General features: G+C 73.2%; 11 protein-coding genes and 1 pseudogene. 5 read left to right on the forward strand and 7 right to left on the reverse strand.

Going from position 1 to position 18,194, the window contains the following annotated elements:
- Positions 1 to 3 precede the first annotated feature (3 nt).
- Positions 4 to 2,916, forward strand: coding sequence for a DEAD/DEAH box helicase (locus tag AB0K02_RS13945; RefSeq protein ID WP_365992629.1), 2,913 nt, complete (start codon positions 4 to 6; stop codon positions 2,914 to 2,916).
- The gene (locus AB0K02_RS13950) at positions 2,913 to 4,217 is read left to right on the forward strand and encodes an SWF or SNF family helicase (protein ID WP_365992630.1); all 1,305 of its coding nucleotides are present in this window, start codon (positions 2,913 to 2,915) and stop codon (positions 4,215 to 4,217) included. The genes AB0K02_RS13945 and AB0K02_RS13950 overlap by 4 nt, the downstream gene beginning before the upstream one ends.
- A 101-nt stretch (positions 4,218 to 4,318) precedes the next feature.
- Here the strand turns inward: AB0K02_RS13950 and AB0K02_RS13955 are convergent.
- Positions 4,319 to 5,071: pseudogene (locus AB0K02_RS13955) on the reverse strand (DUF2071 domain-containing protein); the annotation flags it as partial.
- A 187-nt stretch (positions 5,072 to 5,258) separates the two neighbouring features.
- On the reverse strand, positions 5,259 to 5,945 hold the full coding sequence (locus tag AB0K02_RS13960; RefSeq protein ID WP_365992631.1) for a DUF4232 domain-containing protein: 687 nt from the start codon (positions 5,943 to 5,945) through the stop codon (positions 5,259 to 5,261).
- A 323-nt stretch (positions 5,946 to 6,268) separates the two neighbouring features.
- Here AB0K02_RS13960 and AB0K02_RS13965 point away from each other — a divergent pair, with 323 nt between their 5' ends.
- Together AB0K02_RS13965 and adh are read left to right on the forward strand one after the other, a co-directional pair.
- The gene (locus tag AB0K02_RS13965) at positions 6,269 to 7,522 is read left to right on the forward strand and encodes a GAF domain-containing protein (protein WP_365992632.1); all 1,254 of its coding nucleotides are present in this window, start codon (positions 6,269 to 6,271) and stop codon (positions 7,520 to 7,522) included.
- 127 nt (positions 7,523 to 7,649) lie between these two features.
- Positions 7,650 to 9,173, forward strand: a complete 1,524-nt coding sequence (gene adh, locus AB0K02_RS13970; protein ID WP_365992633.1) for an aldehyde dehydrogenase — start codon at positions 7,650 to 7,652, stop codon at positions 9,171 to 9,173.
- A gap of 124 nt (positions 9,174 to 9,297) precedes the next feature.
- On the opposite strand, the gene AB0K02_RS13975 is transcribed toward adh, so the two are convergent.
- The 5 genes from AB0K02_RS13975 to AB0K02_RS13995 all read right to left on the reverse strand — a co-directional run bounded on the left by AB0K02_RS13975 (position 9,298) and on the right by AB0K02_RS13995 (position 16,923).
- Positions 9,298 to 10,296, reverse strand: a complete 999-nt coding sequence (locus AB0K02_RS13975) for an extracellular solute-binding protein (protein WP_365992786.1) — start codon at positions 10,294 to 10,296, stop codon at positions 9,298 to 9,300.
- A 349-nt stretch (positions 10,297 to 10,645) separates the two neighbouring features.
- On the reverse strand, positions 10,646 to 13,351 hold the full coding sequence (locus tag AB0K02_RS13980; protein ID WP_365992634.1) for a SpoIIE family protein phosphatase: 2,706 nt from the start codon (positions 13,349 to 13,351) through the stop codon (positions 10,646 to 10,648).
- A 611-nt stretch (positions 13,352 to 13,962) separates the two neighbouring features.
- Positions 13,963 to 14,811 carry an ABC transporter ATP-binding protein gene (locus tag AB0K02_RS13985; RefSeq protein WP_365992636.1) on the reverse strand — a complete coding sequence of 283 codons (849 nt, stop codon included), beginning with the start codon at positions 14,809 to 14,811 and terminating at the stop codon, positions 13,963 to 13,965.
- 1 nt (position 14,812) lies between these two features.
- Positions 14,813 to 15,859, reverse strand: coding sequence for an iron chelate uptake ABC transporter family permease subunit (locus AB0K02_RS13990; protein WP_365992637.1), 1,047 nt, complete (start codon positions 15,857 to 15,859; stop codon positions 14,813 to 14,815).
- Positions 15,856 to 16,923: an iron ABC transporter permease gene (locus AB0K02_RS13995; protein WP_365992638.1), complete on the reverse strand. Its 1,068-nt coding sequence runs from the start codon at positions 16,921 to 16,923 to the stop codon at positions 15,856 to 15,858. The genes AB0K02_RS13990 and AB0K02_RS13995 overlap by 4 nt, the downstream gene beginning before the upstream one ends.
- Before the next feature lie 137 nt (positions 16,924 to 17,060).
- Between AB0K02_RS13995 and AB0K02_RS14000 the strand changes: the two genes are divergently transcribed.
- Positions 17,061 to 18,065: an iron-siderophore ABC transporter substrate-binding protein gene (locus AB0K02_RS14000; RefSeq protein ID WP_365992639.1), complete on the forward strand. Its 1,005-nt coding sequence runs from the start codon at positions 17,061 to 17,063 to the stop codon at positions 18,063 to 18,065.
- The last annotated feature ends 129 nt before the right edge of the window (positions 18,066 to 18,194 follow it).

Consider the following 18,194-nt stretch of genomic DNA (forward strand, 5'->3'; position numbering starts at 1 on the left):
CCCATGGCTCCCACGGTAACGCCGTCTCCGCCCGCCGAACCCACGCTCTCCGTATCCGCCGCCTCCGCCCTCGCCCACTGCCCCGCGCTGTTCCTGCCGGGTGATCCGGCCAGGGCCGGACGCATCGCCTTCCTGCTCCCGGAGGGTGACGACGCGCCGGCCTTCGCGTGCCGTGCCGCCCGGCGCGGCACGGTCACGGTCGTCACGGATGCCGTGCACACCGCCGACGTACCGGCACTGGTGATGTCCGTCGCCGACGCGCTGCCCGTCCTGACCCGGGCACGCGCGCTGCCCGGCGCCACCGACGCGGCCGCGTTCTGGGGCGCAGCCGCGGTGTTCGCGCTGCAACTCGGCGCACGCGGACTGCTGTTGCCCGGGCTGAGCGCCACCGACAACGACGCCTGGCGCATGGGGCCGCTCACACCCGAGGACCTGGACCGGTTGCGAACGCTCGCGGCGTCCATGCCTCCCGCCGCACACGCGGTGCCCCTCGACCTGGCAGCCGACCCGCTGATGCTGCCCGAACCGGAGCGGCTGCTGCGGGAGTTCGTCGACGCCGTGGCCGACTCACTCCCGCGCAGCCCCGCGGCACCACTCGCGGCAGGCGGCCCGGCGTTCGCTGCCCAGGGACCACTGCGGCTTCCCGACCAGCGGGAGTGGGCCGCCGACATCGCCGCCGGGCACGACGGGGGCGTGCGACTGTCCCTGCGTATCGAAGTCCCGGGCCTGGACACGGCGGACGGGGAGGACGGCACCGGCCCGTCGTTCCGGGCCGTGGTGCAGATGCACAGCGTGCGCGATCCCGCGCTGGTCGCCGACGCGGCGGACGTCTGGGCCGGCACGGGCGCATCGGCCGCCGCCTTCGGACCCCGCGCCCGGCTGGACGCCCTGCTCGCCCTGCGCCGTGCCGCGCGCGCCTGGCCTCCGCTGGCGCCCCTGCTGCACGCCGCCGTCCCGGACGCGATCGAACTCGCCGACGAGGAGATCACCGAACTGCTCGGCGACGCCACCCGCGCCCTCGCGGCGACCGGCCTCCAGGTGCACTGGCCCCGGCAACTGGCCCGGCGTCTCACCGCCCGCGCGGTCGTCGGCCCGGTCGACGGCGAATCGGCGGACGGCGCGGGCGCGGACCCGGCGGCACGGGAGTCCTCCGGCCTGCCGTCCTTCCTGTCGGCCGACGCCCTGCTCGCCTTCAACTGGCGCTTCGCGCTGGGGGACACGCCGCTCACCCGGTCCGAGCTGGACCGCCTGGCCGAGTCGGGCCGGCCTGTGGTGCGGCTGCGCGACGCATGGGTACTCGTCGACCCGCAGGAGGCGCGGCGGGCCCAGGAGAGCAGGGACCACAAGCTGGCACCGATCGACGCGCTCAGCGCCGTGCTCACCGGTTCCGCGGAGGTCGACGGCCGGCGCGTCGAGGTGACGGCGGCCGGCCCCCTGGAACGGCTGCGCGAACGGCTCACCGACCCCGAGGGCGGGCCGCAGGAGGTTGCCCAGCCCGCGGCGCTGGCCGCGACCCTGCGCGACTACCAGCTGCGGGGCCTCAACTGGCTCCACCGGATGACCTCGGTGGGCCTCGGAGCCTGTCTCGCCGACGACATGGGTCTCGGCAAGACCATCACCCTCATCGCGCTCCACCTGCACCGGCAGACGGACCCCTCGGCCGCCGGACCCGCCCTCGTGGTCTGCCCCACCTCCCTGATGGGCAACTGGCAGCGGGAGATCGAGCGTTTCGCACGCGGCACGCCGGTGCGCCGGTTCCACGGACCCCACCGCTCGCTCGACGCCCTGGGCGAGGGCGAGGTCGTCCTCACCACGTACGGCACGATGCGGCTGGACGCGGCACGGCTCGCCGAGGTGCCGTGGGGCATGGTCGTCGCCGACGAGGCGCAGCACGTGAAGAACCCGTACTCGGCGACCGCCCGGCAGCTGCGCACCATCGGCGCCAAGGCACGGGTCGCGCTCAGCGGCACACCCGTCGAGAACAACCTCTCCGAGCTCTGGGCCATCCTGGACTGGACCACGCCCGGCCTGCTCGGCCGGCTCGGTACGTTCCGGACCCGCTACGCCCAGGCGGTGGAGGGCGGCGACTCCGCGGCCGCCGCCCGGCTCTCGGCGCTCGTGCGGCCGTTCCTGCTGCGCAGGCGCAAGTCGGATCCGGGCATCGCCCCCGAACTGCCGCCCAAGACCGAGACCGACCGGGCGGTGTCCCTCACCCCGGAACAGGCCGGACTGTACGAGGCGGTGGTGCGCGAGACCCTCGCGGCGATCTCGGAGGCCGGCGGCATGGAGCGGCGCGGTCTCGTGGTCAAGCTGCTCACCGGGCTCAAGCAGATCTGCAACCACCCCGCGCAGTACCTCAAGGAGGAACGGCCGAGGATCGCGGACCGCTCCGGAAAGCTGGAACTGCTGGACGAGTTGCTGGACACGATCCTGGCCGAGGAAGCGAGCGTGCTCGTGTTCACCCAGTACGTGCGGATGGCACGGCTTCTGGAGGAGCATCTGGCGACCCGGGGCGTACCGGCCCAGTTCCTCCACGGCGGTACGCCCGTCGCAGAGCGCGAGGCCATGGTCCAGCGCTTCCAGAACGGCGAAGTGCCCGTGTTCCTGCTGTCGTTGAAGGCGGCGGGCACGGGGCTCAACCTCACGAGGGCGGAGCACGTCGTGCACTTCGACCGCTGGTGGAACCCGGCAGTCGAGGCACAGGCCACCGACCGCGCGTACCGCATCGGCCAGGACCGGCCCGTGCAGGTGCACCGGCTCATCGCCGAGGGCACCATCGAGGACCGTATCGCGCAGATGCTGGACCGGAAGAAGGAGCTGGCGGACGCGGTGCTCGGCTCCGGCGAGGCGGCGCTGACGGAGCTGACCGACGCCGAACTGGCTGAACTGGTGGAACTGCGGGGGAACGGACGATGAGCGGAACACCTGACGTGGAGCGGACGTTCGACGCGCTGCCTCCCGCGCGGGGCCAGGGCTTCGCACAGACCTGGTGGGGGCAGGCGTGGCTCAAGGCGCTGGAGGACACGGCGCTGGACGGCCGGCAGCTGAAGAAGGGACGCCGGCACGCGCGCGAGGGCGCCGTCGGCGCGGTGTCGGTGCGTCCCGGACGGATCACCGCCGTCGTCCGCGACCGGGACGGCACGGCGCACCGCAGCGACGTGCTGCTGCGCGAGCTGGACGAGGCGGAGTGGGACCGGTTCCTCGGCACGGCGGTGGACCGGGCCGGACACATCGCGGCCCTGCTCGACCGGGAGATGCCGCCGCACCTGGTGGAGGACGCCGCGGCGGCAGGCGTGGAACTCCTCCCCGGCATCGGTGACCTGGAGCCCGAGTGCACCTGCGACGCCTGGGACCACTGCCCCCACACGGCCGCGCTGTGCTACCAGGTCGCGCGACTGCTGGACCAGGACCCGTTCGTGCTGCTGCTGATGCGTGGCCGCGCGGAGCGGAGGCTGCTGGACGAGCTCCAGGCACGCAGCGTGGCGCGCGCGGGCACGCCGTCGCCGAAGTCGCCGCCGCGGGACGAGCGTGCGGAGGTCACGGGCGTACGGGCCGACGAGGCGTTCGCGGCACGGGACATCCTGCCTCCGCTGCCCCCTCCCCCGCCCCTGCCCGACGAGGCGGGACCCCCGCCGGCCCTGGACACGCAGACACAGCCGGCACCCGGGATCGACCCGGACGCCCTGGAGTTCCTCGCGGCGGACGCGGCGGCGCGCGCCCGATCGCTGCTGGCGGCGGCGCTCGCCCCGGGGCACGAGGAGGCTCCGCCACCACCGGCACTGACCGCCCATCAGGACGCGGTGCGCATGGCGGCGTCGTCCCCGGGGCCGGTCGTCGAGGGGCGGATCGCGGCGGGCACCGGACGCAGTCGTGCGGAGCTCGACCTCGCCGTACGGGCGTGGCGGTACGGCGGGGCCGCCTCGCTCGCCGTCCTGGAGGACGAGGTCACGCCCGACGCGGCGACGGCGGCACGGGGCGCGGCCGCTCTCGACGCGGCGTGGCCGGAGGGGGACGAGTCGGGGCGCCCGCGGCTGCGGCCGGCCGGCGTGGGACGGTGGACGGTGGTCGGCGCGCAGGTGCAGCTGCGCCTGGGCCCGGACGGCCGCTGGTGGCCCTACCGCCGTGAGCGTACGGTGTGGGCGCCTGCGGGCCCCGCGTCCGCGGATCCGGCGTCGGCGCTGGCGCTGGCACTGGGCGATCGCGCCGCGGAGGACTGACGCACCGGCCGTCCCCGGTCCTTGACAGATCGCACGGTTCCGGCAGGAACCGGCGGAGCGGCCGCTCCAGGGCCGTCGTACCCCTTCGCCCGCCTCGTGGGCGGCCGGCCGAACCGGACGGGGACGCCCGGCGAGTACAGCACGCTGACCGGCGGCGCGGCGGGGGCGTCGAGGCCGGCCGCGGTGATCAGGGATTCATCGCAGTGGAGCAGTTCGGCTCGGTGAAGGGGCCAGCGGGGGTGGGTGTTCGGGAGGTACAGACAGCGGCCGAAGAAGGCGGCGTGCATGCCCCAGCGGGCGGTCAGGAAGTGCTCGACGCCGGTCGGCTCCCGGACGGCGTCGCCGATCCGTATCGCGAGGTCGCTGTGCGCCCCGCGCGGGCCCGGCCAGCGGCGGCGGCTCGTGTACGTGACGGTGCGGCCTTCCTGCCGGACCGCCATCCGGGACCAGACGTACGGCAGCCGGAACCCCGCGCGGCCGACGGCGACGGGGACGAGCCGGGAGGCGTCGAGGGAGCGGAAGACGACGCCGCGGCGGCCGTGGGCGTCGACCGAGTACAGGCGGACGTTGGTCTCGGGGAAGGAGCCGAGGTACGGGATGGCGGGGAGTCGGAACCAGCCGACGCGGTGCATCCGGAAGGCGACGAGTCCGACGAACGTGACGCCGTCCAGCGTGTCCGGCCGGGTGCCGGCCGGCAGCAGCGGGGCGATGCCCACGGGGTCGACGGCCCAGTGCAGGAAGGCCAGGTCCAGCCACGACTGCGTGAGCAGGGGACGGTCGGTCACGTGGGGCGGGTCGGCGGTGATCGGCTCGGGGGCGGGCTCCGCGCCGGCGAACGACTGCTGCGGCGGCATGAGGCCAGTATCCGAGAGGCGGCCGCCGGGCCGCATCCTGGCCGGGCGGAGGCAGCGACCTGCCTGGGGAATCTCCGGCCCCGCTCCTGCCCGGCGGACTGTGAGGACGGGAGGGGGGTGCGAGGCTCGCTGAGCGACCGCGTACCGGTCGGGCACGACCGGTACGCGTCCGTCGGCCGGCAGTCCGTCAGCTGAGGGCGTCCTCGGCGTTGGCGGCCCAGGCGCTCACGGAGTTCTTGTCCGCAGAGACGTACAGGCCGGGGGTCGAGGCCTTGAGCGGGATCTGCTCGAGGTCCGACTCGGTGTTCATGGTCATGGCGATGGAGTTGACGGTCCTGCCCGTACCGTCGTTCAGCCCGCCCATGAGCCCGGCGTACGCGGACTCGCCGGGAGCGAGCCGGATGGCGTCCTCGATGGCGGGGGCCGTTCCGCGTTCGACGGCCGCGCCGTCGAGACTGCCGAAGGTCACGACGGGGTGGCCGAGGGCCTTGCAGGGCTTGGAGCTCCTGTTGGTGATCTTCAGCAAGTAGCTGCTGGTCGTCGGCTCGGCCGGGCTCGCGGTGAACGTGACGTCGAAGGTGCTGCACGGGAAGACGTCGAAGTCCGGGTCCGTGGAGCCCTTGTCGCCGGAGCCCGGGGGCTTGTCGGAGGGCTTCTTCGAGGAGGGCTTTGCGCTGGGCGCCTCGGGCTTCGCCGGAGCGGAGGGCTCCGTGGCGTCCGGGGCCTTGGTCGGCGTCGCGGCGGGCCCCGTGGGCGCGGACGCCGAGGGACCGGTGGGCGCGCCTGCCGCGCCGTCCTCCGAGGGGCCGCAAGCCGTCAGGGTCAGGGCGGACAGGGCGGCGAGAGCGACGGTGGCTCTCAGGACGTTGCTCATGTGCGGTTTCCCCCGATCGAAGAGCGCGGAGTGCGCTCGCGTGAGCACCAGAGTCGCGCGCGGATTTCACAGGTTCGTCATGACGCCTTCCCGACTCCACCACAGTTCCACCGGGGCCGTGGGCTCCTCGCCGCTCGCGGGCGACGAGGAGCCCACCCGCCCGGCGCCACGCACACCGGTCCGGGCCCGTACCGGGACTGGATCCGCTGCGTCCGGCTCGTCGGCTTCGCCTGAGCCACGACCCGGCACGTCGAGCCGTATGACCGGCGCACGGTCCTTGTCGGGCCCCGCCGGCCGGGCGACGATGGGCGCGGGAGGGCGATGTGAGCGATCCGTGGGTGGCCCTGGAACCCGGCACAGATCCGGCCGAACGCAGCGCGGCGCTGCGCCGTGCGTACGACGCCTATGTGACGGCGGGCCGTGTCGAGTTGCCGGTGCGGCCCGAGGTGGCGGACTCCTGGCGGCGCTCGGCACGCGCCCGGGTGAGCCCCGAGGGCATGGCGGGTGTGGACCTCGACGGGGAGGATCTGGGCGCGTACCGGGACAGTCACGCGCTGGCCCGGGTGATGCCGGTGATCCGTGAACTCACCGGTGCGTACGCGGCGGACGGACGGCACCTGGTGGCCGTCTGCGACGCGCACGGCCGGCTGCTGTGGGTGGAGGGGCCCCCGGCGACGCGCCGGAGGGCGAGCCGGATGAACTTCGTGCCCGGCGCCCGCTGGGCCGAGGCGGTCGCGGGCACGAACGCGCCCGGTACGGCGATCACCGTGGGGCGGCCGGTGCAGGTGTTCGCCGCCGAGCACTTCCGCAGGCCCGTCCAGTCGTGGACGTGTGCCGCCGCCCCGATCCACGACCCGGCCACGGGCCGCGTACTCGGCGCGGTGGACATCACCGGCGGGGACCAGCTGGCCCATCCGCACAGTCTCGCCTTCGTCGGTGCCGTGGCGCGGGCCGCCGAGTCGCAGCTGGCCCTGCTCGCACCGCCGCCCACGGCCGAGGCGCTGCGGCTGACGGCGCTCGGGCGGGACGAGGCGCTGCTGACCGTCGAGGGGCGCGGACTGCGGCTCAGCCGACGGCACAGCGAGATCCTCGTCGTCCTGGCCGGCCGCCCCGACGGCATCGGCGGCGACGAACTGCTGGTCGAGCTGTACGAGGACGAGACGGTCACCCCCGTGACCCTGCGCGCGGAACTGTCCCGGCTGCGGCATCTGCTCGGCCCTGGCCTGCTGCGCTCGCGCCCCTACCGGCTCGCGGCCCCGGTCGACGCCGACTTCGACACGGTGACGCGGCGGCTGGCTTCCGGTGCCGTGACCGATGCCGTGGGGGCGTACGCGGGCCCGCTGCTGCCGACGTCGCACGCGCCCGCGGTGGTCCGGCTGCGCGCCCGCCTGGAGAAGCAGCTCCGTGCGGCGCTGATCGCGCGCGGTGATCCGGCGCTGCTGGCGGACTGGGCGTACAGCACCTGGGGCGAGGACGACCTGCCCGCCTGGCGGGCGCTGGCATCCGTGCTGCCGCCCGGCCGGCGGGCGGCGGCGCTGGCGCGCGTGGCGGAGCTGGACGCCTGGCAGCGCGGGTGACGGCCCTGCGGCGGGGACGCCGGCCGCGGAGGCGACACCGCGCAACGCGGTTGCAACGTTCCGCTTCCTAGCCTCTGCGCAAGCGCCGCCCAACGGCGGGCGGCGTCCCCACCGGGAGGCACTGGACATGACCCGATACGCGAAGCCGAACGCCGAAGGCTCCGTCGTCTCCTACGCGTCGCGCTACGACCACTGGATCGGCGGCGAGTACGTCGAACCGGCGCGCGGCCAGTACTTCGAGAACCCGAGTCCGGTCGACGGCCGACCGTTCACCGAGATCGCCCGCGGCACGGCCGAGGACGTCGAGCGCGCCCTGGACGCCGCTCACGCGGCGGCGCCGGCGTGGGGCCGCACCTCGGCGGCCGAACGCGCGGGCGTCCTGCTGAGGATCGCCGACCGGATGGAGGCGAACCTCGAACAGCTCGCGGTCGCCGAGACGTGGGACAACGGCAAGCCGGTGCGCGAGACGCTGGCCGCCGACATCCCGCTGGCGGTCGACCACTTCCGCTACTTCGCCGGAACGCTGCGCGCCCAGGAGGGCGCGCTGAGCGAGATCGACGACGACACGGTGGCATACCACTTCCACGAGCCGCTGGGTGTGGTCGCGCAGATCATCCCGTGGAACTTCCCCATCCTGATGGCCGCATGGAAACTGGCACCCGCGCTGGCCGCGGGCAACGCGGTCGTGCTGAAGCCGGCCGAGCAGACCCCCGCGTCCATCCACGTGTGGCTGAGCCTGGTCGCCGACCTGCTGCCGCCGGGTGTCCTCAACGTCGTCAACGGCTTCGGCGTCGAGGCGGGCAAGCCGCTGGCGTCGAGCCCCCGGGTCGCCAAGATCGCGTTCACCGGCGAGACCACGACCGGGCGGCTGATCATGCAGTACGCCTCCGAGAACATCAAGCCGGTCACCCTGGAACTGGGCGGCAAGTCGCCCAACATCTTCTTCGACGACGTGTGGGCGGCGGACGACGACTTCCGCGACAAGGCGCTGGAGGGCTTCACCATGTTCGCCCTCAACCAGGGCGAGGTCTGCACGTGTCCCTCGCGTGCGCTGATCCAGCGCGGACGCTACGGGGAGTTCCTGGAGGCCGCGGTGGTCCGCACGGAGAAGATCGTGCCCGGCCATCCGCTCGACACGGACACGATGATCGGCGCGCAGGCCTCCAACGACCAGCTGCAGAAGATCCTTTCGTACCTCGACATCGGCCGGCAGGAGGGTGCCAAGGTGCTGACGGGAGGTCAGCGCATCGAGTACGGCGGCGAGCTGGCGGGCGGCTACTACGTCCAGCCCACGATCTTCGAGGGTGACAACAGGATGCGGATCTTCCAGGAGGAGATCTTCGGCCCGGTCGTCGCGGTCACTTCCTTCACGGACTTCGACGACGCGATCGCGACGGCGAACGACACGCTGTACGGCCTGGGCGCCGGTGTCTGGACGAGGGACGGCGGCACGGCGTACCGGGCGGGCCGGGCGATCCAGGCGGGCCGGGTGTGGACGAACTGCTACCACGCCTACCCGGCCCATGCCGCGTTCGGCGGCTACAAGCAGTCGGGCATCGGCCGCGAGACGCACAAGATGATGCTGGACCACTACCAGCAGACGAAGAACCTGCTGGTGTCGTACTCGCCGAAGAAGCTCGGCTTCTTCTAGACATCAGGAGCAAGAAACCGAGAAGGGGGCCTGACGTGTGCTTCCGCCCGTCAGGCGCCCCTCACGGCACGCCTGACCTCACCCCGGCCCGGCGAGCGGACCCGTGATCCCTCACGTGGTGGGTTCAGCCGCCGACGGCCTTCGCCCAGCCCCGGTCGACCGCCACCCTCGCCTTCTCCAGTTGCGCGTCCGTGGGGAACTGGGGCTCACCCTCGACCGTCGGCAGTTTCGCCGCGGCGTCCTCGTCGAGGGTGCCGTCCTCGCGCATCGTCTCCATCAGCACCGGGCGGGCGTAGCCCTTGAGCCGGAGGTTCTGGCCCGTCGCGCTGAAGAGATACTCCTGCCACAAGCGGGCCGCCGCCGGGTTCGGGGCGTTCTTGTTGACGGCCAGGGCGTAGTACTGGGCGAAGCTGCCGTCGAAGGGGATCGCGACCCGCCAGTCCACGCCCCTGCCGCGGAACCGGTCCGCGTAGTCGAGGTTGACGTAGTCCCAGTCGATGCTGATGGGGGTCCTGCCGGCCTCCACCGCGGCCGAGGTCGACTCGACGGGGTTGAAGTTGCCGCGGTCGTTCAGCTCGGCGAAGAACTCGAGGCCGGGGCGGATGTCGTCGAACGTCCCCCCGTTCGCGAGGGCGGCCGCGTAGACGCCGGCGAAGGCGGCGTTGGAACGCGTGGGGTCGCCGTCGAGCGAGACCTTCCCCTTGTACCGGGGTTCCAGCAGATCGGCGAAGGTCCGGGGGCAGGGTTCGACACGGCTGGCGTCGCAGCCGATGGAGATGTAGCCGCCGTAGTTGTTGTACCAGCGGGCCTCGCTGTCCTTCTGGTTGTCCGGGACGGAGTCGTACGCGGCGACCCTGTACGGCGCGAGCAGGCTCTGCCGGACCGCTGCCCGGGCGAACGTGTCCCCCACATCGATGACGTCGGGGGCGTCGGCGCTCTTCCCGCTCTTCTTGATGGCGTCGATCTCGTCCTGGCTGGATCCCTGGGGATCGTCGACGGTGACCTTGATCCCGTACTTCTTCTCGAAGTCGTCGATCAGACCGCCGTAGTTCGCCCAGTCGCGCGGAAGCGCGATCGCGTTGAGCTCGCCCTCCTTCTTCGCCGCGGCGATCAGCTTGTTCATGCCCCCTGCCTCCTGCGCCGAGGTGGCCTCCGACGGCTTCACGGGCGTGGCCTTCGGCGTCTCGGCGCAGGCGCTCAGGACCAGGAGGGTGAGGCAGCCTGCGGCGGCCGCTGTTCGGACACGAAATGCAGTCACGATGGCTCCAGGACACAGGGGGTCGGGAAAGCGCGGGGGCGGGCACGAGCGGTTGTCACGAGGGGCGGTGCGCCGGGGGCGCGACCCGGGTCGGCGCGGCCTCCGGCCGCCGCGCCGATGGTTGCGGCCGAAGGCACGGCTACGGGCCGAAAGCCGTGGCCGGGCCCGTGGGGTGTGGCGGGTGAGCGGTCGTACGGCGACATCGCGATGCCCCTCACCGTGCCGCGCCGTTCCGCGCCCCGCCTTCGCCGGAAGGCGGCTCCTCCTCGTCGAGCAGGATCTCGGCGAGTCCTTCCACCGAGGGGCCGCCGCCGTGGAGGGACAGTTCGGCCCAGATGACCTTTCCGGTGGGCGTGTAGCGGGTGCCCCAGCGTTCGGCGAACCGGGCCACCAGGAAGAGTCCGCGGCCGCCCTCGTCGGTGACCTTGGCCCGCCGCAGCCGTGGTGAGGTGCTGCTCCCGTCGGAGACCTCGCAGATCAGGGCTCGGTCACGGAGGAGGCGGACGTCGATGGGCTCGCTGCCGTAGCGGATGGCGTTGGTGATCAGCTCACTGAGGACGAGCTCGACGGCGAAGTCGACCTGCTCGAGGCCCCATTCCCGGAGCCGCCGGACACAGGCGGCGCGGACCGGGGCGACCGCCGCCGGGTCGCGGGGCACCTGCCATTGGGCGATCCGGGTGGGATCGAGCCGGTGCGTGCGGGCCACCAGCAGCGCGATGTCGTCCCGGGGCCGGTCCGGCATCATGGCGTCGAGGACAGCGGCGCAGGTGTCCTCCGGGGAACGGTCGGGTCCGGCCAGCGCGTCGCGCAGGGTCGCCACGCCGACGTCCAGGTCGCGGTCCCGGGCCTCGATCAGCCCGTCGGTGTAGAGCACGAGCCGGGAGCCTTCGGGCACGGTCAGTTCGGCGCTCTCGTCGGGCAGTCCGGTCCCGAGGCCCAGTGGTGGGGAGATCGGCAGCTCGGGGAAGTCCACGGTGCCGTCGGGGTGGACCACCGCCGGTCCGGGGTGGCCGGCGGTGGCGACCGCCAGTTGCCCGGAGGCGGGATCGTAGACGGCGTACAGGCAGGTCGCGCCGGTGATCCCCTGACCTTCCCCGTCGGTGGCGGCCTCGTCGCTGTCGATCTGGACCACCAGCTCGTCGACGCGGCCGAGCAGTTCCTCCGGCGGGATGTCCAGGACGGAGAAGTTGTGCACGGCGGTGCGCAGTCGGCCCATGGTGGCCGCCGCGTGCAGGCCGTGCCCCACGACGTCGCCGACGACCAGCGCGACCCGGGCACCCGACAGCGGGATGACGTCGAACCAGTCCCCGCCCACCCCGGCCCGAGCGGGCAGATAACGGTAGGCCACCTCCAGGGCCGTCTGCTCGGGCACCCGGCTGGGCAGCAGGCTGCGCTGCAACGTGACGGCCATGGTGTGCTCGCGGGTGTAGCGGCGGGCGTTGTCGATGCACACCGCCGCCCGGGCGGCCAGCTCCTCGGCGAAGGACACGTCCTCCTCCTCGAACGGCGGGGAGGCGTTCGCCCGCCAGTAGTGGGCCGCTCCGAGCACCACCCCCCGGGCGCGCAGCGGGACGAGGATCAGGGAGTGGATGCCGTGCTCCAGGACCCGGCGGGCGCGGTCGGGGTCCTGGGCCCGCCAGCCCTCGGAGGCGCTCAGGTCCTCCACCAGGACCGCTCGGCCGTCGGCGGCGCCCGCGGCCATGGGGTGGGCGGCGCCGAAGCGGATCAGCTTGCCGGCCGGGTAGAGCAGATGGTCCCCCTCCAGCCCGACGACGGCGGCGCGGCGCATCTCGGTACTCACGCCGGAGGGCTCCTCACCGTGCAGGACCGGGTCCAGGAGTTCGACGGTGACGACGTCGGCGAAGCGGGGGACCGCGACCTCCGCGAGTTCCTCAGCGGTGCGCGTGACATCCAGGGTGGTCCCGATCCGCACGCCGGCGTCATAGAGCAGCTCCAGCCGTCGGCGCGCGGTCTCGGCTCTGCCGGAGAGCGCCTGCAGTTCGGTGGTGTCCCGCAGCGTCACCACCACGCTCGCCGGGCCCTGGGAGGCGGTGAACCGCTTGTTGACGGCGAGGAGTCGGTCGGCGGCCAGATGCACCTCGTCGGTGGCCGGGCGATCGGACGTGAGCAGCCCTGTGAGATCGGCGTTCAGCCCCAGCGCGCTCACGTGGCGGCGTTCCGCGTCCTCCGGCAGGTCCAGCAGGCGGCGGGCCTCGTCGTTGGCCAGCAGCAGCCGGCCGTCACCCCCGACGATCAGCACTCCTTCCCGTACGGCGTGGAGGACCGCATCGTGGTGCTCGTACATCCGCGTCATCTCGGCCGGGCCCAGGCCGTGGGTCTGCTTCTGGAGGCGACGGCTCACCAGTGCCGAGCCGCCCGCGGCGAGGGCGAGCGACCCGGCCGCGACCCCGAACAGGACCGGCAGTTGCTGGTTCACCCTGTCCTGCACGTTCCCCACCGTGACGACGGCGGAGACAATGGCGACGGCCGCGTTGCCGGTGTCCTTGACGGGGACGGCCGAGATCACGGAGAGTCCCAGGGCACCCTGGAAGGTCCTGGTGAACGACTTTCCTGCCGCCGCTTCCGCGTAGGGGCCGATGACGTGCTTTCCGATCTGCCTCGGATCGCTGTGGGTGAGGGTGATCCCGTCCGGCCGGTAGACGATGACGGCGTCGACACCGGCGGCCCTGCGAACCGCCTCGGCGCTCGGCTGCAGCATCGCTGTGGGGTCCGGACTCTCCAGTGCCGAGAGGAGCCCTGGTGAGGTGGCGAAGGTCTCGGCCGCGGTGAGCGTCCGGATCCGGGCATCCGCCATGCTGTCGCGTCGCGCCTGGAGCACGAGGGCCGCCAGCGCGGCAACGACGACCAGCACCACAACCGCCAGTTGCAGGAGGAACACCTGGCCGGCGAGGCTGCGCACGCTCAGCAGGGAGCGCAGGCGCCGCAGCGACCGCCGCGCGCTCCACGTGCCGGGCGCGTGATCACTCCCGGGCGACTTGGGTGACCGACGCCCGAGTCGCCCCAGAAACTTATACATGGAACATTTCTATCGTTTTCGGCTACCGATCAGGGGGCGATCGGGGGGAGGGCCGGTCAGTGTGGAGCCGCCGGGCGTTTCGGCCCGCCGCGCCCGGACGGGCGTCCGCCCCCGAAGTCGCCCGCCGGAGGTCGTGCGCGCGTGATCGGGTCCTGTCCGGCAGGGAAGTGGCCGCCCTCGCCGAGTACCGGACCGCCTCCACGCCGATGCCGAGAGCGGCCGGCACCGTGCGGACGATCCCCTCGGCGTCACCGAGGGGCGGCAGCGCCCAGGGGGACATCGACCTGGAGTTCATGGCGGCGGGCATGTCGCTGCCGCCGTGCATCCCGCCGCTGCCCGGCGGACCGCGCGTTCCTGGCCGGAAAAGGGCGCCTGCCCTGGGCTTTCGCCCGGCAGGCGCCCTGACGGTTCCTCACCGTGCGCGCCCGGCCCGCGTGTCCGGGCCATGGCCCGCCCCACCGCGCAACGGACATCGCCGTGAGGAGTACCCGGAGTCAGAGGGAACGGGCGTCGGCCGCCCCGGGCTCCTGCACGGTTCGGCGGCCGCCCTCGGGGATGACGAGGGGCGTGCCCGCGATCGGGCACTCGATGACGGCGGCGCGCAGGCCGAAGACGTCGTGGACGAGGTCCGCGGTGACGACCTCGTTGGGCGGGCCCGCGGCGACGACCTCGCCGGCGCGCATCGCGACGAGGTGGTCGGCGTAGCGGCAGGCGAGGTTCAGCTCGTGCAGGACCATGACGACGGTACGGCCCTCGGTGCGGTTCAGGTCGGCGACCAGTTCGAGCACGTCGACCTGGTGGGCGAGGTCGAGGTAGGTGGTCGGCTCGTCCAGGAGGAGCACCGGGGTGTCCTGGGCGAGGGCCATGGCGATCCAGACGCGCTGACGCTGGCCGCCGGAGAGCTCGTCGAGGGTGCGGTCGGCGAGCCCGGCCGTGCCGGTGGCGTCGAGCGCCCGGTCGACGACGGCGTCGTCGGCGGAGGACCACTGGCGCCACCAGCGCTGGTGGGGGGTGCGGCCTCGGGTGACGAGGTCGCGGACGGTGATGCCGTCGGGCGCGGTCGGCGTCTGCGGCAGCAGGGAGAGCCGGAGGGCGAGGTCGCGGGAGGCAAGGCCGGCGATGTCCTGGCCGTCAAGGTGGACGGCGCCGGCGGCCGGCTTCAGCAGCCGGGCGAGCGCGCGCAGGCCGGTGGACTTGCCGCAGGCGTTGGGGCCGACGAGGGCGGTGACCTGGCCCGCCGGGATCTCCAGGTCGAGTCCGTCGGCGACGATGCGCTCACCGTAGGCCAGGCGGAGCGCCGTGCCGGTCAGCGTGGCGCGGTGGGTGTCGGGCGCGGCGGTCATGTCAGCCTCCCTTTCCGGCCCGGTTGGCACGGGCGAGCAGCAGCAGAAGATACGGGGCGCCGACGGCGCCGGTGACGATGCCCACGGGCAGTTCGACGGGTGAGAAGAGGAGCCGTGCGGCGAGGTCGGCGAGGAGGAGCAGCACCGCGCCGGTCAGTCCGCTGAGGACGAGCGGGACGCCTGCGGTGCCGGCGAGGCGGCGGGCGATCTGCGGAGCGCCGAGGGCGATGAAGGCGACGGGTCCGGCGGCGGCGGTGGCGAGCGCGGCGAGGCAGGTGGCGAGGACGAGCAGCGCGATCCTCGCCCGGTGCAGCGGGATGCCGAGCCCCAGGGCGGTGTCGTCGCCGAACTGCAGGAGCTGGTACGGCCGGGCGAGGGCCAGCGTCAGCGGCACGAGGACCAGGAGGGCGACTCCGGCCCACTCGACGTGCTCGTAGCCGCGGCCGTTGAGGCTGCCGGTGAGCCAGACCATGGCGCGGGAGGCCTGGTCGATGTCGGCCTGCGCCACCATCCAGCGGGTGAGGGCGGCAAGGGCGCCGTTGGCGGCGATGCCGACGAGGACGAAGCGGTAGCCGGTGACGGTGCCGCCGCGGTAGGCGAGCAGGTAGATGGCCGCCGCGGTGGCGAGGGCCCCGGCGAGCGCACCGAAGGGGACGGCGCCGAAGCTGCCCGCTCCGGCCGCGGTGACGCCGCCGACGACGATGGCGCCGACGGCGCCCGCGCCCGCTCCGGCGGAGATGCCGATGAGGTCGGGGCTCGCGAGCTGGTTACGGGTGACGGCCTGATAGACGGCGCCGGCGACGCCGAAGGCGATGCCGACGAGCACGGCCGTCAGGGCGCGGGGCAGCCGGAGTTCACGCACGATCAGGTAGGTGTCCGCGCTGTCGTCCCCGAACAGCGAGGCGACCACATCGGAGACGGGGAGAGCGAAGGTCCCCATCGCGACGGAGGCGACGAGCCCGGCGAAGCCTGCCAGCACGAGCGCGGCGGCGGTCGCGGCCACGCGGGGGCGCAGTCGCAGCCCGAAGGGCCCGGACTCGAGTCTCATCGGGTGTGCTCCTTGAGCTTGCCGCGCTTGACGAGCAGCGCGAGGAAGGGGGCGCCGATCAGGGCGGTGACCACCCCGGCCTGGAGCTCCGCGGGGCGGGCGACGACCCGTCCGACGACGTCGGCGCCGAGCAGCAGAATCGCTCCGCCGAGCCCGGAGCAGGGCACGAGCCAGCGTGCGTCGGGCCCGCTGAAGGCGCGGACGACGTGCGGTACGACGAGGCCCACGAAGGTGACGGGCCCGCAGGCGGCGACGGCGGCGCCGGTGAGCAGGACCACCGCGACCGCGCCCAGGGCCCGGGTGGCGGTGACCTTGGTGCCGAGGGTGGCGGCCAGGTCGTCGCCGAGGGCGAGCGCGTTCAGCCGGCCGCCGAGCGCGAGGGCCAGGACGAGTCCGGCGACGATGAACGGCGCGAGCTGGAGGCCGAGATCGGCGTCCCGGCCGGCGAGGGAGCCGACGGCCCATGAGCGGTACTGGTCGAGGGTACGGACGTCGAGCAGCACGAGGGCGTTGGTGAAGGACTCCAGGAGCACGGTGACGGCCGCACCGGCGAGGGCGAGTTTGGCGGGCGTGGCGCCCCCGTGTCCGCTGCCGCCGACGACGTACGCGAGCAGACCGGCCAGGGCGCCGCCGGCGAACGCGAACCAGACGTACTGGTAGGAGCTGGTGAGCCCGAACAGGCCGATGCCGGAGGCGACGGCGAAGGCGGCACCGGCGCTGACGCCGATGAGACCGGGGTCGCCGAGCGGGTTGCGGGTGATGTCCTGTGCGACGGCTCCGGCGGCGCCGAGGGCGAGTCCGGCCAGGAGCCCGAGGAGCGTGCGCGGCATGCGCAACTCCCGTACGACGACGGCATCTCCGTCGGTCGAGCCGCCGATCGCGGCCAGGACGTCGACGAGCGGGACGGACTTGGTGCCGATGGCGAGTGAGGAGCAGAGGACCACGGTCAGGACGGCGAGCAGCGTGAACAGGACAGTGAGGTGCCTGTGGGCGCGGAGTCGCGGCGACGGCACAGAAGCCGCCGGGGCTTCGGCCGCAACAGCTGGGGAGGGGTGCGGGGACACGACCAACAAGGTAAGGCACACCTAAGTCCAGTTGTGAACCACCCCCGTGAACAGGGTCTGAAATCGGCAGGTTATGCTCACCTCGCCCTTACTCAGGTAAGGCTTCCCTAACTCCCCCTCCGCTCTGGGAGCTCCCCATGTTCACCCTCACCTCCGGACGCCGCAGGGCCCGCCTCGGCGCCCTCGCCCTCACCGCGGTCCTGGCCGCGGGCCTGACAGCCTGCGGCAGTGGCTCGGACGGTTCCGACGCGAAGCCGGGCGGCAGCACCGCCCCCGCCGAGAAGGCCGCCGGATTCCCGCGCACCGTCGAGCACGACAAGGGCAAGACCGAGATCAAGGCCAAGCCGCAGCGGATCGTTGCTCTCGACAACAGCCTCGTCGAGGCCGTCGTCGCGCTCGACGGCAAGCTGGTCGGCGGCATCGGCTCGTACCGCGACCAGGACGACTTCCCGCCGTACCTCGGCGACGCGGTGAAGGACACCAAGGACGTCGGCCCCCTCGACAGCCCCAACCTGGAGCAGATCGCCCTGCTCAAGCCGGACCTCATCGTCTCCGCGACCGTCCGCCACGACGAACTGTACGAGAAGCTGAGCCAGATCGCGCCGACCGTCTTCGTGAAGACCACGGGCCCGCTCTGGAAGGACAACATCACCCTCCTGGGCAAGACGCTCGGTGAGGAGCAGAAGGCGAAGGCCGAGCTCGCCGCGTACGAGACGCGGGCGAAGAAGATCGGCGACGCGATCAACGCCAAGAAGAAGAACCCGACGGTCTCCATCGTCCGCTTCGTCGACGGCCCCACGCGCATCTACCTGCCCAAGAGCTTCAGCGGCATCATCCTGCAGGACATGGGGCTGGCCCGGCCCAAGAACCAGCAGGACCCGGAGAACTTCAACCTGGAGATCAGCGAGGAGCAGATCCAGCAGGCCGACGCCGACATCATCTTCTACAGCGCCTTCTCCGAGGGCGAGGAGCGGGAGAAGAAGTTCCTCGCCAACCCGCTGTGGGGGCGCCTGACCGCCGTCAAGAACGGCGACGTCCACAAGGTCCGCGACGAGATCTGGATGACCTCGGTCTCCCTCCAGGGCGCCGACCTGGTCCTCGACGACATGGCCGACCTCTTCGACGTCGACCCCGCCAAGTAGCGGCCCCTACGCCGCCCCTGGCCCGCGTGCCCGCCTCACCGGTCCCCCGGAGAGGCGGGACGCGCTGGAGGTCACGTCCGACCACACCTTCGTCTACGCGCTGCGGTCCGCCGCCGCGGCGGAGCCGGC

The sequence above is a fragment of the Streptomyces sp. NPDC049597 genome (genome assembly GCF_040675505.1).
Classification (GTDB): domain Bacteria; phylum Actinomycetota; class Actinomycetes; order Streptomycetales; family Streptomycetaceae; genus Streptomyces.